The sequence below is a fragment of the Streptomyces malaysiensis subsp. samsunensis genome, assembly GCF_024519315.1.
GTDB lineage: Bacteria > Actinomycetota > Actinomycetes > Streptomycetales > Streptomycetaceae > Streptomyces > Streptomyces malaysiensis.
In genome coordinates this window covers 12732-34749 of the sequence record NZ_JANIIC010000070.1, presented here as the reverse complement: position 1 = coordinate 34749, position 22018 = coordinate 12732, and the positions used below count along the sequence as shown (strand labels likewise).

20 protein-coding genes are annotated in these 22018 nt (G+C 72.0%); 12 read left to right on the top strand and 8 right to left on the bottom strand.

Going from position 1 to position 22018, the window contains the following annotated elements:
- The first annotated feature begins 1 nt into the window (after position 1).
- From NQU54_RS40360 to NQU54_RS40350, 3 genes are all read left to right on the top strand, one after another.
- Positions 2–142 carry a hypothetical protein gene (locus tag NQU54_RS40360; RefSeq protein ID WP_257635336.1) on the top strand — a complete coding sequence of 47 codons (141 nt, stop codon included), beginning with the start codon at positions 2–4 and terminating at the stop codon, positions 140–142.
- Positions 143–274: 132 nt separating this feature from the next.
- Positions 275–2053 carry a BCCT family transporter gene (locus NQU54_RS40355; protein ID WP_372506301.1) on the top strand — a complete coding sequence of 593 codons (1779 nt, stop codon included), beginning with the start codon at positions 275–277 and terminating at the stop codon, positions 2051–2053.
- Between the two features lie 214 nt (positions 2054–2267).
- On the top strand, positions 2268–3311 hold the full coding sequence (locus tag NQU54_RS40350; RefSeq protein WP_257635325.1) for an oxidoreductase: 1044 nt from the start codon (positions 2268–2270) through the stop codon (positions 3309–3311).
- Positions 3312–3825: 514 nt separating this feature from the next.
- Here NQU54_RS40350 and NQU54_RS40345 read toward each other — a convergent pair.
- From NQU54_RS40345 to NQU54_RS40330, 4 genes are all read right to left on the bottom strand, one after another.
- On the bottom strand, positions 3826–6204 hold the full coding sequence (locus tag NQU54_RS40345; RefSeq protein WP_257635324.1) for a Tex family protein: 2379 nt from the start codon (positions 6202–6204) through the stop codon (positions 3826–3828).
- A gap of 140 nt (positions 6205–6344) precedes the next feature.
- The gene (locus tag NQU54_RS40340) at positions 6345–6485 is read right to left on the bottom strand and encodes an LPFR motif small protein (protein WP_167459952.1); all 141 of its coding nucleotides are present in this window, start codon (positions 6483–6485) and stop codon (positions 6345–6347) included.
- A gap of 247 nt (positions 6486–6732) precedes the next feature.
- On the bottom strand, positions 6733–7596 hold the full coding sequence (locus NQU54_RS40335; protein WP_257635323.1) for an SCO6745 family protein: 864 nt from the start codon (positions 7594–7596) through the stop codon (positions 6733–6735).
- 218 nt (positions 7597–7814) lie between these two features.
- Positions 7815–8573 carry an enoyl-CoA hydratase/isomerase family protein gene (locus NQU54_RS40330; RefSeq protein ID WP_257635322.1) on the bottom strand — a complete coding sequence of 253 codons (759 nt, stop codon included), beginning with the start codon at positions 8571–8573 and terminating at the stop codon, positions 7815–7817.
- 429 nt (positions 8574–9002) lie between these two features.
- Between NQU54_RS40330 and NQU54_RS40325 the strand changes: the two genes are divergently transcribed.
- Positions 9003–9509: an ATP-binding protein gene (locus tag NQU54_RS40325; protein ID WP_069872413.1), complete on the top strand. Its 507-nt coding sequence runs from the start codon at positions 9003–9005 to the stop codon at positions 9507–9509.
- On the opposite strand, the gene idi is transcribed toward NQU54_RS40325, so the two are convergent.
- From idi to galE, 3 genes are all read right to left on the bottom strand, one after another.
- Positions 9484–10098: an isopentenyl-diphosphate Delta-isomerase gene (gene idi, locus NQU54_RS40320; protein WP_069872410.1), complete on the bottom strand. Its 615-nt coding sequence runs from the start codon at positions 10096–10098 to the stop codon at positions 9484–9486. The genes NQU54_RS40325 and idi overlap by 26 nt on opposite strands.
- Before the next feature lie 64 nt (positions 10099–10162).
- Complete coding sequence (locus tag NQU54_RS40315) at positions 10163–11086, bottom strand: cation diffusion facilitator family transporter (RefSeq protein ID WP_257635321.1); 924 nt, start codon at positions 11084–11086, stop codon at positions 10163–10165.
- Positions 11087–11159: 73 nt separating this feature from the next.
- A complete protein-coding gene (gene galE, locus NQU54_RS40310; RefSeq protein ID WP_257635320.1) occupies positions 11160–12146 on the bottom strand; it encodes a UDP-glucose 4-epimerase GalE in 987 nt (328 codons plus the stop codon).
- Positions 12147–12494: 348 nt separating this feature from the next.
- Here galE and NQU54_RS40305 point away from each other — a divergent pair, with 348 nt between their 5' ends.
- The 7 genes from NQU54_RS40305 to NQU54_RS40275 all read left to right on the top strand — a co-directional run bounded on the left by NQU54_RS40305 (position 12495) and on the right by NQU54_RS40275 (position 20000).
- Positions 12495–14699, top strand: coding sequence for a DUF5941 domain-containing protein (locus NQU54_RS40305; protein ID WP_441005761.1), 2205 nt, complete (start codon positions 12495–12497; stop codon positions 14697–14699).
- Positions 14696–15448, top strand: coding sequence for a phosphocholine cytidylyltransferase family protein (locus tag NQU54_RS40300; protein WP_069872403.1), 753 nt, complete (start codon positions 14696–14698; stop codon positions 15446–15448). Before NQU54_RS40305 ends, NQU54_RS40300 begins: the two co-directional genes overlap by 4 nt.
- The gene (locus NQU54_RS40295; RefSeq protein WP_257635319.1) at positions 15436–16509 is read left to right on the top strand and encodes an iron-containing alcohol dehydrogenase family protein; all 1074 of its coding nucleotides are present in this window, start codon (positions 15436–15438) and stop codon (positions 16507–16509) included. The genes NQU54_RS40300 and NQU54_RS40295 overlap by 13 nt, the downstream gene beginning before the upstream one ends.
- A complete protein-coding gene (locus NQU54_RS40290; protein ID WP_079153687.1) occupies positions 16475–17266 on the top strand; it encodes a CDP-alcohol phosphatidyltransferase family protein in 792 nt (263 codons plus the stop codon). Before NQU54_RS40295 ends, NQU54_RS40290 begins: the two co-directional genes overlap by 35 nt.
- Before the next feature lie 11 nt (positions 17267–17277).
- Positions 17278–18150, top strand: coding sequence for a glycosyltransferase family 2 protein (locus tag NQU54_RS40285; protein WP_069872392.1), 873 nt, complete (start codon positions 17278–17280; stop codon positions 18148–18150).
- Positions 18151–18229: 79 nt separating this feature from the next.
- Positions 18230–19165, top strand: a complete 936-nt coding sequence (locus NQU54_RS40280) for an ABC transporter permease (RefSeq protein WP_093706328.1) — start codon at positions 18230–18232, stop codon at positions 19163–19165.
- The gene (locus NQU54_RS40275) at positions 19158–20000 is read left to right on the top strand and encodes an ABC transporter ATP-binding protein (RefSeq protein WP_257635318.1); all 843 of its coding nucleotides are present in this window, start codon (positions 19158–19160) and stop codon (positions 19998–20000) included. The genes NQU54_RS40280 and NQU54_RS40275 overlap by 8 nt, the downstream gene beginning before the upstream one ends.
- On the opposite strand, the gene NQU54_RS40270 is transcribed toward NQU54_RS40275, so the two are convergent.
- The gene (locus tag NQU54_RS40270; protein ID WP_257635317.1) at positions 19969–20442 is read right to left on the bottom strand and encodes a hypothetical protein; all 474 of its coding nucleotides are present in this window, start codon (positions 20440–20442) and stop codon (positions 19969–19971) included. The genes NQU54_RS40275 and NQU54_RS40270 overlap by 32 nt on opposite strands.
- Before the next feature lie 130 nt (positions 20443–20572).
- On the opposite strand from NQU54_RS40270, the gene NQU54_RS40265 reads away from it, so the two are divergent.
- The gene (locus tag NQU54_RS40265; RefSeq protein WP_257635316.1) at positions 20573–22018 is read left to right on the top strand and encodes a KR domain-containing protein; all 1446 of its coding nucleotides are present in this window, start codon (positions 20573–20575) and stop codon (positions 22016–22018) included.

Sequence of the window (22018 nt, the reverse complement as noted above, 5' to 3'; positions counted from 1 at the left end):
CGTGTCGGTGGGTCCCCGCCGCCGCGGCCAAGGGGGCGCCTTCGTACCGCTGCGCCAGTCGGCCCGTGCGCTGGTGCCGCTGCTGCTGGACGGGCGGGCCGCGTACCACCTCACCGCCGGGCAGCCGGTGGACACGTGCTGAGCTGACGCCCCGAGGGCGCGAACGCCCCGAGGGCACACGAAAACACCGGCCCTCAGGGTCGGTTGGCATGCATCTCAGAGTCCTGGGTAGCCGAAAGTTCGTCAGATAAACCTCCAGTGAAAGGGCTCTTGCGTGCCGCAGACAGGTACAACTACGGGGGACGTCAGCGGCGATCCGCCGGTGACCGCGGATCTTCCCGGCCCCGACCACGCCGGGACCCATCGGTCCCCCAGCACGGACCGTGTGGTTTTCGGCGTCTCCGCCGCGCTCACGGTCGCCTTCGTCATCTGGGGGGCGGTGGCCAGCGACACCCTGGAGAGCGTCTCGGACAGCATGCTCTCCGGGCTGATCCACAACGGCGGATGGGCCTTCGTCCTGGCCGCGTCGGGATTTGTGATCTTCGCCCTCTGGCTGGCCATGAGCCGCTACGGCAAGATCACCCTTGGAAAGGAGGGTGAGGAACCCGAATTCCGGACCGTCTCATGGGTCGCGATGATGTTCAGCGCGGGCATGGGCATCGGTCTGATGTTCTACGGCGTCAGTGAGCCGCTGGCGCACTTCGTGTCCCCGCCACCCGGGACCGACCCCGCCAGCGCGGCCGAGAAGATGCAGACCGCGATGTCCACCACGCTCTTCCACTGGACGCTGCACCCCTGGGCCATCTACGCGGTCGTCGGCCTGGCCATCGCGTACAGCACCTTCCGCCGCGGCCGCCGGCAGACGATCAGCGCGGTCTTCACCCCGCTCATCGGCTCGAAGAACGCCAACGGCTGGGGCGGCCGGGTCATCGACATCCTGGCCATCTTCGCCACGCTCTTCGGCTCCGCCGCCTCGCTCGGCCTCGGCGCGCTCCAGATCGGCAGCGGTGTGGAGGTGCTGGGCTGGAAGAGCGATGTGGGCACGGGGCTGCTGGTCGCCGTCATCGCGATCCTGACCGCGGCCTTCATCGCGTCCGCCGTCTCGGGTGTCGCCAAGGGCATCCAGTGGCTGTCCAACATCAATATGGTGCTGGCGCTCTTCCTCGCGGTCTTCGTCTTCGTGGCCGGGCCGACCATCATCATCCTCGATCTGCTGCCGACCTCGATCGGCTCCTACATCGGCGATCTGCCGCAGCTGGTGGGCCGCACCGAGGCCACCGGCGGCAAGTCGGTCGCGGACTGGCTGAGCAGCTGGACGGTCTTCTACTGGGCCTGGTGGATCTCCTGGACGCCGTTCGTGGGCATGTTCATCGCCCGGATCAGCCGCGGCCGCACCATCCGGCAGTTCGTGGGCGGTGTGATCCTGGTCCCGAGCACCGTCAGCCTGCTGTGGTTCGCCATCTTCGGCGGCTCGTCGATGAAGCTCCAGGCCGCGGGCCGGCTGGGGAAGGAAACCACCCCCGAGGGGCAGCTGTTCGGGGTGCTGGACCAGTACCCGGTCGCCGGTGTGATGAGCGTGCTGGTGATGGTCCTGGTCGGCATCTTCTTCGTCTCCGGCGCCGACGCGGCGTCCATCGTGATGGGCACGCTCTCGCAGAAGGGCGCGTTCGAGCCGACCCGCTTCGTCGTCATCTTCTGGGGCGTGGTCACGGGCGCGGTGGCGGCCGTGATGCTGCTGATCGGCGGTGGTGGGGGCGACGCCCTCACCGGGCTCCAGAATCTGACGATCCTGGTGGCGGCCCCCTTCACGCTGGTGATGGTCGGGCTGTGCTGGGCGCTGCTGAAGGATCTGCGCCGCGATCCGCTGATCGTCCGGGGCGAGAAGGGCGAGGAGGCCGTCGAGATGGCGGTCATCGCCGGTCATGAGAAGTACGACGGCGAGTTCGAGATCCGCATCGGCCCGGCGAGCCCCTCCGCGTCCGACTCCCCGTCGGGGAACGAGGACGGCGCGGCCGAATCGGGCGACCGGGCCTCCGTCGCCGAGGCCCGTTAGGCCGGTTCCGCCGGTCGCTCTCCGCCCGCCCGTGTGCCGGGCGTGACCGTACCCCGCCGCCCGGACCCCCGTCGGTCCGGGCGGCGCGTCGTGTGTGCCGGGGGAGAGTTGGGCGGCCGTCCTGGCACCCCGAGGAGAGCCGGGCGGCGACCCGGGCCGCCCGGCGCACCGCCGGTTTCCCCCCGAAACCGCCCGAACCGGGAATACTTGGGACATGACCTCCGAGTACGTGACCTTCGGGCTGGTGCCGGCGATGCGCGCGGGCGGTGTGCAGGCCGACGGCGCGTACCGAACCCACCGCGACTTCCTGGACTTTGTGGTGGACGGCAGACCCCTGCTGGCGCGCCTCGCCGACCTCGACGCGGTCTCACCGCTCACCGCCCACACCGGGCCCGCCGCCTTCGCCGACCAGGTCCGGAGGCTGCTGCTGGATGCGGAGCCGCCGCTGGACGGGAGCCGGTTCATCATCTACGGCTGCCCGGAGTGCGAGGGGCCGGAGTGCGGGGCCCTCACCGCCGTCATCGAACGGGACGGTCCGGACGTCGTCTGGCGCGACTTCGGCTGGCAGACCGGCGAGGCCCCGGACGCCGAGCGCGACGGCTACCACGACATCGGCCCCTACCGCTTCCACGGTGAGCGTTACCGAGCCGCGCTGAAGCGGCTGCTGACGGCCGACGGCGCGCCCGCGCCCGGGACCCCCACGGGCCCGAGGGCGCTGCTGATCGGGCCGCGCGCCGCCCTCCTCGCCAAGCTGGCCGCCGCGCTGCGCCGTATCGGCATCGGCGCCGAGATCACCCTGGACGCCGTGGGCGCTCACGCGGATGAGCTGCGCAAATACGGTGTGGTGGTCTTCGGCGGGACGGTGCGCGAGGATGAGCGCGACGCGGTCCGGCGGGCCTTCGCGGCGGCGCGCTCGGAGGCGGTGTGCGTCACGGCGCTCGCCCCGATCGTCCCGCTGCTCGTCGCCCAGGTCGTCCAGGCCCTGGACCGCACCTCCCAGGACCACCGCCGCCTGCTCGGCCTGACGGCGGTGGCGGGCGGCGCCGAGGCGGCGGTCGAGATCGCGTCGGCCTGCCGGGTGCGGCTGGTGGCCCATCGCCTCGACCGGCTGTCCCGCCCCCGTACGCACGCACTCCTCGACGCCGTCCTGCCCCCGGGCACCCACCGCGTCCCCCTGGACCCCCGCGCCATCCGCGGCCGGTCCTTCCTGGTGGCCCGAACGAACGACACGGTGCGGATCACCCCCGTGGAACGCTAGGGGAGGGGCGTCGGTCCCATGCCCTCTCCCCGGCGGCCCAGGTCCGCGGCGACCTCGCCGTCGGCCCGTGCCGCCACGACGCGTGGATCATGCCGGATCAGAACGGGCGGCCAGAAGGCGCCTGCCGCGCCGCGGTCCCAGGCGGGGGCATGGGGGCATGGTCGAACGGCGCCTGAGGAAGGCGCCGCGCGCGACGGTGACGCGCGGCTCCGACCACCTCTCAGCGGTGGCCGGGGCCGCGCACGCCGGGCGTTACGAGGCCGAATCGGCTCGCTTGGTCGTCCCGCCGCCCGCTGCTCGCCCCGCCCGGCCTCGCCGTCATGGCGGGGCCGGGCGGGGTGAGCCGGTTTCGGCGCCGGAGGGCTGAGCGGATCGGCGGAGGTCGGCTGCGGTTCGGTGGCGCCCCGAAGGGGCGCCGGGCTGTGTCGATCTGCGGCTCCGCCGCGCGGGCGCGACCGGCCACGACGGTGCCGCGGACGATCGACGGCAGCTCAGGGCACTCCCAGCGGAGCGCTCAGCGCTTCTTCGGGTCCAGCAGGCCCGCACGCCGCAGGGCGTCGGCCATCGCCCCGTTCACCGGGGCCGCGTCGCGGCCGCCGCCGCGCTGGCCACGGCCGCCGCCCTGGCGCTGCTGGGGCGCGCCGCGGCGGCCCCCGCCCCGCTGGCCGCGGGCGTCCTCGGAGCGGTTGCGGTCACGGCCGCCGCCGGATGGCGCGCCCGCCTCGTCGTCGAGCCGGAGCGTCAGCGAGATCCGCTTGCGCGGGATGTCGACGTCCAGGACCTTGACCCGCACGATGTCACCGGGCTTGACCACATCCCGCGGGTCCTTGACGAACGTCTTGGACATCGCGGAGACGTGCACCAGACCGTCCTGGTGCACACCGACGTCGACGAACGCCCCGAACGCCGCGACATTGGTGACCACGCCCTCCAGGATCATCCCGGCGGACAGGTCGCCGATCTTCTCGACGCCGTCCTTGAAGGTCGCCGTCTTGAAGGCGGGACGCGGGTCGCGGCCCGGCTTCTCCAGCTCCTTGAGGATGTCGGTGACGGTCGGCAGACCGAAGGCGTCGTCCACGAACTCGTCCGGCCGCAGGCCCCGCAGCACCCCCGTGTTGCCGATGAGGGTGGCCACCTCGCCGCCCGCCTTGGTGGCCATCCGCCGCACCACCGGATACGACTCGGGGTGCACGCTCGACGCGTCCAGCGGGTCGTCGCCGCCGCGGATGCGCAGGAAGCCCGCGCACTGCTCATACGCCTTGGGGCCGAGCCGGGCCACGTCCTTGAGCGCCTTGCGGTCGCGGAACGGGCCGTTGGCGTCGCGGTGGGAGACGATGTTCTCCGCGAGGCCGGTGCCGATGCCCGAAACCCGGCTGAGCAGCGGGGCGGACGCCGTGTTGACGTCCACCCCCACGCCGTTCACACAGTCCTCGACGACCGCGTCGAGCGAGCGGGAGAGCTTCACCTCGGACAGGTCGTGCTGGTACTGACCGACGCCGATCGACTTCGGGTCGATCTTGACCAGCTCGGCCAGTGGATCCTGGAGCCGGCGCGCGATGGACACGGCGCCGCGCAGCGAGACATCGAGCTCCGGCAGCTCCTGCGAGGCGAAGGCGGAGGCCGAGTACACCGAGGCGCCCGCCTCCGAGACCATCACCTTGGTGAGCTTGAGCTCGGGGTGCTTGCCGCACAGCTCGCCCGCCAGCTTGTCGGTCTCGCGGGACGCCGTGCCGTTGCCGATCGCGATGAGCTCCACCTTGTGCTCCCGCGCCAGCGCGGCCAGCTTGGCGATGGCCTCGTCCCACTGGTTGCGGGGGACGTGCGGATAGATCGTGTCGGTGGCCGCCACCTTGCCGGTCGCGTCGACCACCGCCACCTTCACGCCCGTACGGAAGCCGGGGTCGAGGCCCATCGTGGCGCGCGTCCCGGCCGGGGCGGCGAGCAGCAGATCGCGGAGGTTGGCGGCGAAGACGCGAACGGCCTCGTCCTCGGCGGCCTGCCGCAGCCGCAGCCGCAGATCGATGCCGAGGTGGACCAGGACGCGGGTGCGCCAGGCCCAGCGCACCGTGTCGGCCAGCCACTTGTCGGCGGGGCGGCCGCGGTCCGCGATGCCGAAGCGGTGGGCGATGGAGCGCTCGTAGGAGGTGGGGCCGGTCTCCTCGGAGGGCTCCTCCGGCTCCAGGGTGAGGTCGAGGACCTCCTCCTTCTCACCGCGGAACATCGCCAGCACCCGGTGCGAGGGCAGCTCGGTGAACGGCTCGGCGAAGTCGAAGTAGTCGGCGAACTTGGCGCCCGCCTCCTCCTTGCCGTCCCGCACCTTGGTGGCCACCCGGCCGTGCTCCCACATGCGCTCACGCAGCTCGCCGATGAGGTCGGCGTCCTCGCTGAACCGCTCGGTGAGGATGGCGCGGGCCCCCTCCAGCGCGGCGGCCGCGTCCGCGACGCCCTTCTCGGCGTCCACGAAGGCCGCCGCGGCGGCCAGGGGCTCCACGGCCGGGTCGCCCAGCAGCCCGTCCGCGAGCGGCTCCAGCCCGGCCTCGCGGGCGATCTGCGCCTTCGTGCGCCGCTTGGGCTTGTAGGGGAGGTAGATGTCCTCCAGCCGGGCCTTGGAGTCCGCGGCGAGGATCTGCGCCTCCAGGGCCTCGTCCAGCTTGCCCTGGGAGCGGATCGACTCGAGGACGGCGGCGCGCCGCTCCTCGAGCTCCCGCAGATAGCGCAGCCGCTCCTCCAGGGAGCGCAGCTGCGCGTCGTCGAGCATCTCCGTCGCTTCCTTGCGGTAGCGCGCGATGAACGGCACGGTGGAGCCGCCGTCGAGCAGCTCGACGGCGGCTTTGACCTGCCGTTCCCGTACGCCGAGTTCCTCGGCGATCCTGCCTTCGATGGACGTCGTCACGATCACGCTCCGCTTTCGGTCTGCACTGCTCCTGCATTGTGGCAGGTGGCACTGACGAAGCGGTCGCGGCCGACGCTTTCGGCGGGCCGGGAGGGTCGGATACGGGCCGGTCGGACACCGGTATCAGCCGGAAACGGTCATCACACCCGCCTGCGGCGCGGTCCGCTCACCGCGTCCGAGGCGCCGCCGAAGAGGCGGGCCAGCGCGCGGAAGGGAAGCGTCACCACGGTCGCGATGGCGGCACCGATGGCACGGAGCACGTCGGCGATGGCGCGGAACACGGGGATACCTCCTGTCGGTCGGTGGCGGGTCGGCGGCGGCCGCCGAGCACCGTTCGCAACGCGGCGCACGGGCTGGTGCCGGCGTACGCGGCGCGCGGTGTGGGCGCCCGGTTGTCAGACGGCCGATCGCGCACAACAAGGCGGGTATCCCGATGTGCCCCTGCCAAACCCGGCCACCCCGCGGCCGTGGCCGTGCCCCCGGGGGAGGCACGGCCACGGGACGGGCGGCTCGGCCGGGCCGTCGGTGTCAGTCCTTGCCGCGGAGGTCCGCCGGGAAGGCGCCGTTCTCACGGGCGGTGGTGCTGAGGGCGGTGGCCAGCTCGGTCAGCCGGGCCACACCCTCGGCGCCCAGGTGCTCGTACGGGGCCGCGTCCAGGCGGTCGGTCTCGGCCTCGAGGTCCTTGCGCAGCCGCTCGCCCGCCTCCGTCAGCTCGTTGTCGGCGGTGAGCACCCCGCGGTCGCGCAGCCGCTGCCGGCCCGCCTCCCACTCCTCGGCGCTGAAGCCGCGGGTCCGCAGGATCCACTTGGTGGACATGCCCTGACCGGTCGCGGTGTGCGAGGCCAGCGCCTCGACCGGGTCGAGCCCGGCGCCGACCAAGGTCATCAGATGGCCGTCGCCGCGGTGTTCGCGCAGCAGCGTGGCGGCGTGCCACAGCGCCAGATGCGGGGCGTCCGGCACGGGCAGATCGGCGTGGGCCGCGTAGAGGGGGCGCGCCTGGCGCGTACACGCCTCGGTGGCGCGCAGCGCCAGCTCCGCGGCCTCGGCCACCTCCTTGGAGGCTATGACCTCCTCGCCCAGCACCCGCCGCAGCACCGAGTCGGCGGCCCGCAGCCGGGCCTCGAGGGCGGCCTCGGGGGAGACCACGTCCCACGCGGCCGGAATATGACGGGCGATCAACTCATGGTTAAAGTTGAAGAAGGTCGCGGTGACGGTGCCCGCGCACACCCGTCCCAGCGGCGCCGCGCGGCCGATGAAGTAGCCGGCCGTGCTGTCCTTCAGGCCCAGCTCGGCGAGTTCCTCGCCGAAGTCGGGGGAGAAGTAGATGGCGGAGTGGATCGGGTTGACGACGCCGTAGCAGCGACGAGCGGCAAGCTCGGGGAGAGTGGTCATGGGCCGCACGCTACCGACAGGTAGTCACACCCGGTAGCCCGGACCTCACCAAGATCCCACCGGCCCGCCGGATCCGGCCACTCCCGGCCGCCGCGATGCCCTGCCGGGCCCCGACGGCCCGCCCGATCCGGCCCTTCACCCCGCGCTCAAACGGTCGGCCGACCCCCGCGCTCAGCCGGTCGGCTCACCCCGCGCTCGGCCTGTGGGCTCATCCCCGCTCAGCCGGTCGGCGGCGTCCAGCGGAAGCGCGGCGTGCGGCGTTCCAGGAAGGCCGCGATGCCCTCCGCGGCCTCCGCGCTGTGCCGTATCTGCTCCTGCCAGTACGCCACCCGGTCCGGCTCCACGGGCCCGGCCGCGAACTCCTTGACCGCCGACTGGGTGAGCTGCGACCGGGAGACCAGCACCCGCGTGAACTCCGCCACCCGCTTGTCGAGTCCGCCCGCCGGCAGCACCTCGTCCACCAGCCCGGTGCGCAGCGCCCGTTCGGCGTCGATCAGTTCGCCCGAGAACAGCAGGAACTTGGCGGTGGCCGGGCCCACCAGCTCGACCAGCCGGCGGGTCGAGCCGGGGGCGTAGACGATGCCCAGCTTGGCCGGGGTGATCCCGAAGCGGGTGCCCTCCTCGGCGAACCGCAGATCGCAGGCGGCCGCGAGCTGGCAGCCGCCGCCCACGCAGTAGCCGCGCAGCGCGGCCAGGGTCGGCTTGGGGAAGGCGGCCAGTGCCTCCTCGGCGGGCAGCGCGACCCCGGTGGTCGCCTCGTACGTGCCGCTCAGGGAGCCGATGTCGGCGCCCGCGCAGAAGGTGTCGCCGTCGCCGGTGAGGACCAGCGCCCGTACGGCGGGGTCGGCGGCGAGCCGGGCCAGCAGCGGCGGCAGCGCCCGCCACATCCCAGGGGTCATCGCGTTGCGCTTGGCGGGATTGTGGATGACGACGGTCGCTATGCCGTCGGCGACCTCGTGCTCCAGACAGGGCTCCATCAGTCTCCTAACGAGGGGACCACCGGCTTCAGCCGGTGGGGGAATCGCTTCCCTGGCCTGTGATATTTTCCTTCTGTCCCGGAAGGGACCGGTTCGGGCTGGACCGCAACCTTCGGGTTGGAAGCCCCCCTCCTTCAGGTGGGGGAGCGGAGTCACGCGGCGGATCGTATCCGGGCCGCTCGGGGCACCTCCGCCGGTGCCCGACCGTCTGTGCCCGGCCCCGGTCGGGGCCGGGCACAGACGGTCAAACCAGAGTCACCATGGTCGGAATCCAGGCGAGCAGGAACAGTCGAGCGCGTGACGCTGGCATACGCCAACGGTCAAAAGCGCTCGATAAGCGCCAAGTTCCGGCTACTCCATCGGTCAGTACCGGGGCTTCCCAACACTCGGTATGAGTGGTCGGGCCGCGGCGAGGGGTGAGTATCGGACATGGAGATCGTCGGGAGAGTCCCCTCCGAACCGGGGCACGCCCCGCCCGCGCCCCCGCCGCCGGCCGCCTACGAGGGGACCTGGCGGTTCACCGCACCCGCCCTGGACTCCTCCGTGCCCCAGGCCCGGCGCGCGGTGCGCGAGCTGCTGGTCCATCAGCGTGCGCCGGTCGACGAGGAACTGGTGGAGAGTCTGCTCCTGATCGCCTCCGAGCTGGTCACCAACGCGGTACGGCACGCCGCGCTGCTCTCCCCCGAGATCGCCGTCGAGGTCTCCCTGAGCCGGGGCTGGGTCAGGATCGCCGTCGAGGACAACCATCCCTACCGGCCCGTCGCGCTGATGGCGGACCAGGGCGGGACCGGCGGGCGTGGACTGCTGCTCGTGACGGCGATCACGGAGGAGGCCGGCGGGGTCTACGACGTCGACCACACGGCGAGCGGCGGCAAGGTGGTCTGGGCCGCCCTTCCGCTGCCCGGCGCCACTACCAGCCGGCCGCCGTCCCGGTGAGCTCACGGACCGTCGGGCGGGCCGTGTCCAGCACGTTCATGAACCACGCCGAGAACGGCCCCGCGTCGCGCAGCAGCTTCTCCAGCTCATCGGGGGTGACGAAGGCGATCTCGCTGATCTCCTCGGGATCCGGGTTGGGAGTGGCCCCCACCAGCCCCGCGAAGACGTGGTTGTACTCCTGCTCCACCAGGCCAGAGGCCGGGTCGGGGTGGTTGTAGCGGACCGTGCCCGCCTCCCGCAGCAGCGCGGGCGCCGCGCCCAGCTCCTCACCGGTGCGCCGGGCGGCGGCCGCGAACGGCGGCTCACCGGGGTAGGGGTGGCCGCAGCAGGTGTTGGACCAGACCCCGGGGGAGTGGTATTTGCTCAGCGCACGGCGCTGAAGCAGCAGCCGCCCCTCGTCGTCGAAGAGGAAGACGGAGAACGCCCGGTGCAGCTTGCCGGGTGCGAGATGCGCGGAGAGCTTCTCCGCGGTACCGATCGTCGTGCCGTCCTCGTCGACCAGCTCGAGCATGATCGGTTCCGCGGAACCGCTGGGTGCGGCGGTCTCGGCGGTCTTGGCGGAGCCGCCGTTGGCAGGTGTGATCGGCATGACCATCCTCATAGTTCCGACTCGTGAACGTCCAAGTCTGCCGCACGTGTGCCCGGTGACCGTGTCAGTGGCACAGCTTGGCTTCGTGATCAGCATGCCCACCCGGTTCCAGCTGGAACGTGCAGTGCGCGACATCGAAGTGCTCCCCCAGACATTCCTGGAGGGCGTGCAGCATCCGCTCGTGACCCATCGTGTCCAGGGCCCCCGGGGCGACCACCACATGCGCCGAGAGCACCGGCATCCCCGAGGTGATGGTCCACACATGGAGGTCGTGCAGCCCCTCGACCCCGGGCAGGCCGAGGATATGGGCGCGTACGGCCGCCATGTCGACATCGCGCGGCGCCGCCTCCAGGAGCACGTTCAGCGTCTCGCGCAGCAGCTTGTACGCCCGCGGGACGATCATGAGCGCGATCACCAGCGAGGCCAGGGGATCGGCCGTCTGCCAGCCGGTCGTGAGGATGATCCCGGCGGACACCAGCACCGCCACCGAGCCCAGCGCGTCCGCCGCGACCTCCAGGAAGGCGCCCCGGACGTTCAGGCTGGTGCGCCGGCCGCCCCTGAGCAGGGCCAGCGACACCAGGTTCGCCGCCAGGCCGACGGCGCCGAAGACGATGGTCAGCCCGCCCTCGGTGGCGGTCGGGGTGAGGAACCGCAGCACCGCCTCGTAGAGGATGTAGCCGCCGACGCCGAACAGCAGCAGACAGTTGCCCAGGGCCGCCAGGATCTCGGCGCGGGCATAGCCGTAGGTGCGGTGCGGGCTCGGGGGACGGCCCGCGAAGTGGATCGCCAGCAGCGCCATCGAGAGCCCGAGCGCGTCCGTCGCCATATGGCCGGCGTCCGCGAGCAGGGCCAGGGAGCCGGCGAGCAGACCACCGATGATCTCCACGGCCATCACGGTGAGGGTGATGCCCAGGGCGATCCGCAACTGCCAGCGGTGGGCGGCGCCCGTGGTGGGGTGGCCGCGCGCGTGGTCATGGCCTGCGCCCATGTGCGTAGGGCCCTCCTCCCGGCGCCGCGGCCCCCTGCTCACCAGTGAACTACGGCGCCGGGACGCGCTCCGGTCAGCCGCGCCGGGCCTCGGGGTGGTGCAGGCACCAGCCCTCCCAGGCCGACTCCACCATCGCGCGGACATCGTGCCGGGCGCTCCAGCCCAGCTCCTTGGCGATCAGTTCGGTGGATCCCACGACCCGCGCCGGATCGCCCGCCCGGCGCGGCTCGACCACGGGGGTGAGCTCGGGGCGGCCGGTGATCTCGCCGATGAGATCGGACATCTCGCGCACCGAGACGCCCTGACCGGTGCCGATGTTCACCGTGAGGTCGCCCGGCCCCGGCTGCGCGGCCAGCCGGCGGGCCACGGCCAGATGGGCGGAGGCCAGATCCTCGACATGGATGTAGTCGCGGATACAGGTGCCGTCGGGGGAGTCGTAGTCGGCACCGAAGATCCGGGGCGGCCGCCCCTCGGTGATCCGCTCGAACATCATCGGGATGATGTTGAACACTCCGGTGTCGGACAGCTCGGGGCGCGTGGCACCCGCCACATTGAAGTAGCGCAGACAGGCCGTGGACAGGGAGTGGGCCGCGCCCGCCGCTCTGACCAGCCATTCTCCGGCCAGCTTGGTCTCCCCGTACGGATTGATCGGCCGGCACGGGGTGTCCTCGGTGACGAGTTCCACATCGGGCATGCCGTAGACGGCGGCGGAGGAGGAGAAGAGGAAGCGGCCGACCCCGGCCGCGACCGCCGCCTCCAGCAGCACCGTGAGCCCGTGCACATTCTCGCGGTAGTAGCGCAGCGGCTGCTCCACGGACTCCCCGACCTGCTTCTTCGCCGCGAGATGCACCACACCGGTCACGTTCAGCTCGGCGAAGGTGCGGTCCAGCAGCTCACGGTCGAGGGCGGAGCCGCGGACCAGCGGCACATCCTCGGGCAGCCGCGCCCGTACGCCGCTGGACAGATCGTCGAGCACGGCCACGGACTCGCCCGCCTCGGCCATGGCCCGCACTACATGCGACCCGATATATCCGGCACCACCTGTGATCAGCCATGTCATGCCCCGCACCCTATCCGTGGCCGGGACGGTCGCCGTTTGTGGAGGGCAGCCGCCATCCACCATGATGATCGACGTCACGCGGAAGTGGTCGTTCCCCCGATCGTGTGGTGAATGCGCGGTGAACGGCGGCTTCCATCGATCCGATAGCCTCTGCCGGACGTGCCGCCCGCCCCAGCGGGGCGAGGGCGTGTGATGCCCATGGCCCGGAGGGCCCCTGCCCGCGCCATCAGCGGCGCGGCCACCATGTCAGCTGCCAAGGAGTGAGTTCGTCTGTCGACCGCGATTCTCACCGGTGCGCCGGTCGCCGGCTCGTCCCTCGAGGACGGCCTGCGGTCGCTGGGCTTCGACGTGCGTACGGCGAACGACGCCGCCGGGGTCACGGCGGAGCTCGCCGCCGTCCCGGCGCATGAGCGGGTGGCCCTCGTGGACCCCCGGTTCGTCGGCCATGTCCATGCCCTGCGGCTGGCCCTCACCGACCCCCGCTTCCCCGCGGCCGCGGTGCGCGGCGCGCTCAGCGTTCAGCCGGAGGCCCGTACGGCGCTGGTCCGCGCGGTGACGGCTACCACTGCCACGGCGCGGACCTCCGGGAGCGGAGGCGGGGCGACCACCGCCGCCCCCGCTCGGGCCCTCGGCCCCGCCGAGAGCCTGGAGCGCGAGACCGCGCCGACAGGGGTGCCCGCCACCGTGCCCGGCCGGGCGGGGCAGGCACGGCCGCCCCTCGGCTCGGCCCCGCGCCCCGGCGTGGACGCCGGGGGCGGCGACGCGGGCGCGCCCGGAGCAGGCGCGGCTTCGAGCGCGGACGCCACGCTTCGCGCGCCCGACGCGGCACACGCATCGGGCGAGTACGCCGAAAGCCGGAGCCGGACGCGACCGTCCGGGACCGCCGCTGCCCCCGGCGCCGCCGACGCGCTCACTGCCGCCGCGCCCGGCGAGGCCACGCACGGAGCTTCGCCGGACCGCGCCGCCGCCGCAGGCGTACACGCGGACGCCGTGGCGTCTCACCGGCCCGCCACGCAGTCCCGCTCCGTGGCCCCCGCCGAGGTGGCGGCCATGCATGGCGCCGGCGCCCACTCCCGCGTGGACGACCTCGCTGCCGCCCTCGACGCCGAAGGCGTCCCCGTGCACCGGCCCGAGCTCGGTGTGCTCGTGGCCGCCGTGCCCGCGGACGCGCTGTCGCGGGCGAAGGCACAGGACGCCGTGGACGCGGTGGACGACGAGCGGGTGCGGCTGCGGTCCGCCGTGAAGTCGCGGGACGGCTTCTTCACGACCTTCTGCATCAGCCCGTACTCCCGCTATATCGCCCGCTGGTGCGCCCGGCGCGGGCTGACCCCCAATCAGGTCACCACCGCTTCCCTGCTCACCGCGCTCATCGCGGCGGCGTGCGCCGCCACCGGCACCCGGCCCGGGTTCGTCTCGGCCGGTGTGCTGCTGATCGCCTCGTTCGTGCTCGACTGCACCGACGGGCAGCTGGCCCGCTACTCGCTCCAGTACTCCACGCTCGGCGCCTGGCTGGACGCCACGTTCGACCGGGCCAAGGAGTACGCCTACTACGCGGGCCTCGCCCTCGGCGCCGCCCGCGCCGACGGCGATGACGTCTGGGCGCTGGCGCTGGGCGCGATGGTGCTCCAGACCTGCCGCCATGTCGTGGACTTCGCCTTCAACGAGGCCAACCACGACGCCACCGGCAACACCAGCCCCACCGCCGCCCTCTCCGGCCGCCTGGACAGCGTCGGCTGGACGGTCTGGGTGCGCCGCATGATCGTGCTGCCGATCGGTGAGCGCTGGGCGATGATCGCCGTGCTGACGGCGTTCACCACCCCCCGTATCACCTTCTATGTGCTGCTCGTCGGCTGTGCGCTGGCCGCCTGCTACACCACCGCCGGCCGGGTGCTGCGCTCGCTGACCCGCCGGGCGGAGCGCACCGACCGGGCCGCCCACGCCCTCGCCCAGCTCGCGGACACCGGTCCGCTGGCCGAGCTGGTGGCCAAGGCCGCCTCCCGCGGGCCGAGTTCGTACCTCGCCCCGCTCTCCGCCGCCCTCGGGGCCGCGGCCGTCCTGGCCGGCACCGCGGCCGCCGGTTTCGGCTCCTGGGTGCCGGTCGGATGCGCGGTGCTCTACGCGGTCCTCGCGGGCGTCGCCGTCGCCGCGCCCCTCAAGGGCCCGCTCGACTGGCTGGTGCCGCCGCTCTTCCGCGTCGCCGAATACGGCGTCATCCTCATCCTTGCGGCTTGCTCGGAGGTGAACGGCGCCTTGCCGGCGGCTTTCGGGCTGATTGCGGCCGTCGCCTACCATCACTACGACACCGTGTACCGCATCCGGGGCGGCACGGGGGCGCCTCCGCACCTGCTGGTGCGGGCGATCGGCGGGCACGAGGGGCGGACGGTGGCGGTCACGGTCGCCGCTGCCCTGCTGCACCACCGGAACCAAGGTTTCACCATCGCGTTGACCGCTTTGGCGGCGGCCCTCGCGCTGGCGGTGCTCACCGAGAGCATCCGCTTCTGGGTGTCCTCAGGAGCACCCGCCGTACACGACGAAACAGGAGAACCCGCATGATCGGCCTCGTGCTCGCGGCCGGCGCCGGACGGCGTCTGCGCCCCTACACCGACACGCTTCCCAAGGCCCTGGTGCCGGTGGGACCCGAGGGAAAGGAAGACGAGACGACCGTCCTCGACCTGACCCTCGGCAACTTCGCGGAGATCGGTCTGACCGAGGTCGCCATCGTCGTCGGCTACCGCAAGGAGGCCGTGTACGAGCGCAAGGAGGCCCTGGAGCGGAAGTACGGCGTGAAGCTCACGCTGATCGACAACGACAAGGCCGAGGAGTGGAACAACGCCTACTCCCTGTGGTGCGCCCGTGACGCGATCCAGCACTCCGTGATCCTCGCCAACGGCGACACCGTGCACCCGGTCTCGGTCGAGAAGACCCTGCTGGCCGCGCGCGGCAACGGGCAGAAGATCATCCTCGCCCTGGACACCGTCAAGCAGCTCGCCGACGAGGAGATGAAGGTCGTCGCCGACCCCGACAAGGGCGTCCAGAAGATCACCAAGCTGATGGACCCGGCCGAGGCCACCGGTGAGTACATCGGCGTCACCCTCATCGAGGGCGAGGCCGCCGCCGACCTCGCGGACGCGCTGAAGACCACCTTCGAGCGCGACCCCGACCTCTACTACGAGGACGGCTACCAGGAGCTGGTCAACCGGGGCTTCAAGGTGGACGTGGCCCCGATCGGCGACGTCAAGTGGGTCGAGATCGACAACCACGACGATCTGGCGAAGGGCCGTGAGATCGCGTGCCTGTACTGACGAGGCTCATCCCCTCGCCGCTCGTCGTCGACATCCGCGCGGGCGCCCTGGACGATCTCGCGGGGGTCCTCGCCGACCAGCGGATCTCCGCCTCCGGCAAGCTGGCGATCGCCATCAGCGGCGGCTCCGGCGCCGTGCTGCGCGAGCGGCTGGCGCCCGCACTGCCGGGCGCGAGCTGGTACGAGGTCGGCGGCGGCACCCTGGACGACGCGATCAAGCTCGCCGACCGCATGAAGTCGGGGCACTACGACGCGGTCGTGGGGCTGGGCGGCGGAAAGATCATCGACTGTGCGAAGTTCGCCGCGGCGCGCATCGGCCTTCCGCTGGTCGCCGTCGCCACCAACCTCTCGCACGACGGTCTGTGCTCCCCGGTCGCGACCCTCGACAACGACGCGGGCCGCGGCTCGTACGGGGTGCCCAACCCGATCGCCGTGGTCATCGACCTCGATGTGATCCGGGAGGCGCCGGTCCGCTTCGTCCGCTCCGGTATCGGCGACGCGCTGTCCAACGTCTCCGCGGTCGCCGACTGGGAGCTGTCCCACCGCGAGACCGGTGAACAGATCGACGGGCTCGCGGCCGCGATGGCGCGCCAGGCCGGCGAGGCCGTGCTGCGCCACCCCGGCGGGGTCGGCGACGACGGCTTCCTCCAGGTGCTGGCCGAGGGACTGGTGCTCACCGGCATCTCCATGTCGGTCGCGGGGGACTCCCGCCCGGCCTCCGGTGCCTGCCACGAGATCAACCACGCCTTCGACCTCCTCTTCCCCAAGCGCGCCGCCAGCCACGGCGAGCAGTGTGGCCTGGCCGCCGCCTTCGCGATGCGTCTGCGCGGGGCGCACGAGGAGTCGCAGCATATGGCCGAGGTGCTGCACCGGCACGGTCTGCCGGTGCTGCCCGAGGAGATCGGCTTCACCGTGGACGAGTTCGTCCAGGTCGTGGAGTTCGCTCCGAAGACGCGCCCCGGCCGCTACACGATCCTCGAGCACCTCGACCTGTCCACCGACGCGATCAGGGACGCATACGCCGACTATGCCAAAGCAGTCAGTCAAACCATCAGTGGCTGAACTCCGCCCGGTCGTCCACCCCGAAGGGGTGAAGGACCGGCGGAGCGGTGAACACTGGGCCGGGCGCCTGTACATGCGGGAGATCTCGCTGCGCTGCGACCGGTACCTGGTGAACACGCGGGTCACACCCAACCAGCTGACGTATCTGATGACCGTCTTCGGCGTCCTCGCCGCCCCGGCCCTGCTGGTGCCGGGGATCGCGGGCGCCGTGCTCGGGGTGCTGATGGTCCAGCTCTACCTGCTGCTGGACTGCGTGGACGGCGAGATAGCCCGGTGGAAGCAGCAGTTCTCGCTGGGCGGTGTGTATCTGGACCGGGTCGGCGCCTACCTGTGCGACGCCGCCGTGCTCGTCGGCTTCGGTCTGCGCGCCGCCGATCTGTGGGGCTCCGGGCGGATCGACTGGCTGTGGGCGTTCCTCGGCACCCTCGCCGCGCTCGGCGCCATCCTGATCAAGGCCGAGACCGACCTCGTCGGGGTCGCCCGGCACCAGGGCGGTCTGCCGCCGGTCAAGGAGGCGGCCTCCGAGCCGCGCTCCTCCGGTGTGGCGCTGGCCCGCAGGGCGGCCGCGGCGCTGAAGTTCCACCGGCTGGTCCTCGGGATCGAGGCATCGCTGCTCATCCTCGTGCTGGCGGTCGTGGACCAGGTGCGCGGCGACCTGTTCTTCACCCGGCTGGGCGTGGCCGTACTGGCCGGTATCGCCCTGCTGCAAACCCTGCTTCACCTCGTGTCCATCCTCGCGTCGAGCAGGCTCAAGTGAGCATGAACACAATGAAGGTCGGAGCGGTCGTCCTGACGATGGGCAACCGTCCCGAGGAGCTGCGCGCACTCCTGGACTCGGTCGCCAAGCAGGACGGCGACCCGGTCGAGGCGGTCGTCGTGGGCAACGGCTCGCCGCTGCCACCGCTCCCCGAGGGCGTCCGGACCGTCGAGCTGCCGGAGAACGTGGGCATTCCCGCGGGGCGCAACGTCGGCATCGAGGCGTTCGGGCCCGGCGGGTCGGACGTCGATGTGCTGCTCTTCCTCGACGACGACGGGCTGCTGCCGGGCACCGACACGGCCGAGCTGTGCCGTGCGGCGTTCGCCGCCGATCCGGGGCTGGGCATCATCTCGTTCCGTATCGCCGACCCCGACACCGGTGTCACCCAGCGTCGCCATGTGCCCCGGCTGCGCGCCTCCGACCCGCTGCGGTCCTCCCGGGTGACCACCTTCCTCGGCGGTGCCAACGCGGTCCGTACCGCGGTGTTCCAGCAGGTCGGGGGGTTGCCGGACGACTTCTTCTACGCCCATGAGGAGACCGACCTGGCCTGGCGGGCGCTGGATGCCGGATGGATGATCGATTACCGGTCGGACATGGTGCTGCACCATCCGACCACCGCGCCGAGCAGGCACGCGGTCTACCACCGGATGGTGGCCCGCAACCGGGTCTGGCTGGCCCGGCGTAACCTTCCTGCGCTGCTCGTACCCGTCTATCTGGGCGTCTGGCTGCTGCTCACACTGGCCAGGCGTCCCTCGAAAACCGCACTTCGGGCCTGGTTCGGAGGGTTCAGAGAAGGCTGGAAGACACCGTGTGGTCCACGTCGGCCCATGAAGTGGCGTACGGTATGGCGCCTGACCCGACTGGGCCGACCTCCTGTCATCTGACAAGCTCGTAACGAAGAGCATCGGGCGCGACCCGGGGCGCGGCCCCGCTCAGCGCACCCTGAAGACGAAAGTGTCAACTGTGAGCGAGACTACGCACGACGGTGCGGTAGCCGTGAGTGGCCCGCCATCAGCCGACGACGGCCTGTCCCCGGCCGAGCTGGCGCAGAAGTACGGGCTGTCGGTCAGTGGCGCCCGGGTGGGCCTTCGCGAGTACATCAATCAGATGTGGGGCCGGCGGCACTTCATCGTGGCCTTCTCGTCGGCCAAGCTCACTGCCCAGTACAGCCAGGCCAAGCTGGGGCAGGTGTGGCAGGTGGCGACCCCGCTGCTCAACGCGGCGGTGTACTTCTTCATCTTCGGCCTGCTGCTGAAGAGCAGCCGCGGTATGCCGAACGACATGTACATTCCGTTCCTGGTGACGGGGGTGTTCGTCTTCACCTTCACCCAGGCGTCCGCCATGGCGGGTGTACGGGCGATCTCCGGGAACCTCGGGCTGGTGCGGGCCCTGCACTTCCCCCGCGCCTCGCTCCCCATCTCGTTCTCGCTCCAGCAGCTCCAGCAGCTGCTGTTCTCGATGATCGTGCTGGTCGTCGTGTTGCTGGGATTCGGTCACTACCCGGCCTTCTCCTGGCTGCTGATCATTCCCACGCTGGCGCTCCAGTTCGTCTTCAACACCGGGCTTTCGCTGATCATGGCTCGGCTGGGGGCCAAGACCCCGGACCTCGCCCAGCTGCTGCCCTTCATCCTCCGTACCTGGATGTACGCGTCCGGTGTGATGTTTCCGCTGGCCCGTACGCTGGAGCACGCCGGGGCGAGCAAGTGGATCTCGGACGCCATGCTGGGGAACCCGGCCGCCGTGTACATGGACCTGATGCGGTACGCGCTGATCGACGACTACACCGCGGCCAACCTGCCGCCGCATGTCTGGGCGCTGGCCCTGGGCTGGGCGGTTCTCTTCGGCGCCGGTGGCTTTGTGTACTTCTGGAAGGCAGAGGAGCAGTACGGCCGTGGCTGAGCAGACTCTCGACAAGGGTGCCAAGGCCGCTCAGGCGGAGCAGGCCGGCAAGGCCGAGCAGGCGGCTTCCGCACGGTCGCGGGTGCCCACCGTCGTCGCGGACGACGTCCACATCGTCTACCGCGTCAACGGCGGCCCCAAGGGGAAGGGCAGCGCCACCGCCGCCCTCAGCCGCATCCTGCGCCGCAAGGGCGCCCCGGGGATGCGCGAGGTGCACGCCGTGCGCGGGGTCACCTTCGTGGCGTACAAGGGCGAGTCGATCGGTCTGATCGGGTCCAACGGCTCCGGTAAGTCCACGCTGCTCAAGGCCGTCGCGGGGCTGCTGCCCACCGAGCGCGGCAAGGTCTACACCGACGGCCAGCCGTCGCTGCTCGGGGTGAACGCGGCGCTGATGAACGACCTCACCGGTGAGCGGAACGTGATTCTCGGCGGTCTGGCCATGGGGATGTCGCGTGAGCAGATCCGGGATCGCTACCAGGACATCGTGGACTTCTCGGGCATCAATGAGAAGGGTGACTTCATCACCCTGCCGATGCGGACCTACTCCTCCGGTATGGCGGCCCGGCTGCGCTTCTCCATCGCCGCGGCCAAGGACCACGATGTGCTGATGATCGACGAGGCGCTGGCCACCGGTGACAGGAAGTTCCAGAAGCGCTCCGAGGCCCGTATCCGCGAGCTCCGCCAGGAGGCCGGCACGGTCTTCCTCGTCAGCCACAACAACAAGTCCATCCGGGACACTTGCGACCGGGTGCTGTGGCTGGAGAAGGGCGAGCTGCTGATGGACGGCCCGACCGACGAGGTCATCAAGGCGTACGAGAAGGAGACCGGCAAATAGCCGTTTCGCGAACACCGGTCTCATCCCCGTTCTGACCGAACTGCCCGCGCGTACCGTGCGCGAGCGCACTCCGTTCCTGCCCCCCGGTGCGGTGGTGCTCACCGACGCCCCCGAGTTGCTCGCCGCCGCCGTACCGCCGGACGCGGATCTCACCGTCCTGTCCACGGCGCCGCTCGCGGCCCCGCGCCCCGGCTGGCACCACCTGCCCGAGGTCACCGAGGAGTCGGTCCGCCGGGCCCTGGCCGGTGCGGGCCCCGGGACCATCCACCTCCGGGTGGTCGGCGACCTCGGCCGGGCCGCCACGGACGGCCCCGCGCCCACCCTCACCGCCCTGCACGACGCCGCCTATCTGACCCTCCAGCACCTCTACGACGACCTGGGCGACCCCGGCTCCTCGGCCGTGGCGCTGCTGCTGGGCGCCGCGCCGGGCGGCATCCCGCATCCGTACACCGGGCTGTTCACCGGGCTGTTACGAGAAGGAGGTCTGGGCGGGCCGTGCCGAGGGCGGGTCGCCCGCGCTGATCCGCGGCCGGCTGGCCCGCACCCGCCGGCTGTGGGAGCTGGCCACCCATGTGGCCGGTGCCCGGCGGGAGGGGCTGCGCATCGAGTACGCGCGCTGCGACGTCACCGACCGCGCCCAGGTGCGCGAGCTCATCCGGCGCGAGGACGCGCTGGCGGGCGGCCGGCTCGCCGGAGTGGTGCACAACGCGGGGGTGGACACCGCCGCCCGGCTGCCGAAGAAGACCGACGAGGAGATCCTGCGCACCGTCGAGGTCAAGATCGAGGGCTTCCGCAACCTCTTCGAGGAGGTGCGCGACCGCGATCTGAAGTTCTGGTGCGGCGTCGGCTCCCTCACCGGACGCCTCGGCGGCATGGTCGGCCAGCTCGAATACGCGGCGGCCAACGACGGTCTCGCGCGGCTGGGCCGATGGGCTGCCCGCCGGGCCGCGTTCCCCGTGATGACCCTCGCCTGGCCCACCTGGGACCGCATCGGGCTGATCTCCAACTTCGCCGCCACCCTGCGCTACATGGCCGCGATCGACGTGGCCGACGGGCTGGAGCGCTGGCGGGCCGAACTCCTGGCGGGCTCCGAGGGCGAGATCACCTTCGTCGGGCCGCTGGGCAGGGCCATCGACCCGGGACAGGCGGTCGGCTATCCGGTGGTGCCCGCGCTGCCCGGCTTCGCCACCGCCCATCCGAAGATCTTCCACCTCGGCGAGGTGACCGCCTACCAGCCGCACGCCCGGCTGACCGCACGTGTCGTCTTCGACCCCCCGACACACCCCCGCGCTGGGCGACTTCCGTATCGACGGCGCCCCCGCGCTGCCGCCCTCCCTCCTGCTGGAGAACGCCCTGCGGGCCGCCGAATGGATCGTCCCGGAGGACTTCCCCGCGCTGCGGGCCGGTCTGCTGGAGAAGATCGGGGTGTCGCTGCTGCGCCCGGACGGCCCCGCGATCCGGCTGGTCCGCGAGGCCCGCGGCTTCCACGAGGGACACGACTGGATCGTGGAGGTCCGCTACCGCCACGAGGGGGCCGCGGACGGCCCCGAGGCGAGCCTGCGCATCGTCCACCAGACCGGTGCGCCCCGGCCGCCCGCCCCGCCGCGCCCCGCCGTCCAGACACCACGCTGCGCTCCGGGCCGCCCTTCCTGCACTGGCGCGGCGCCGTGGTGCCGCTCTCCCCATGGACGGCGGGGCCGGAGGGCCGGGTGGTGGCCGAGGTCCCGCGCTGTCCGCCCGCCGACCTGTGGGCGACCCCCCTGGTGCCCGGGACGGCCCTGCCGATCGCCGCCCTGGAGAACGTGGTGCGGCGCTGCGCCACCCAGGGCGACGGGCTCTCGGTCACCGCCGATCCACTGATCCTCGGCCGTATCGCACCGCACTCCGCCGAGCGCGGACCCACCCGTGTCGAGGGCGATCCCTCGCTCGGCGTCTGGCGGATCACCGACGCGGACTCCGGGGACCCCGTGGCGACCGTCTCGGGACTCCCCGGCCCACTGGCAACCCCGACCGAATAG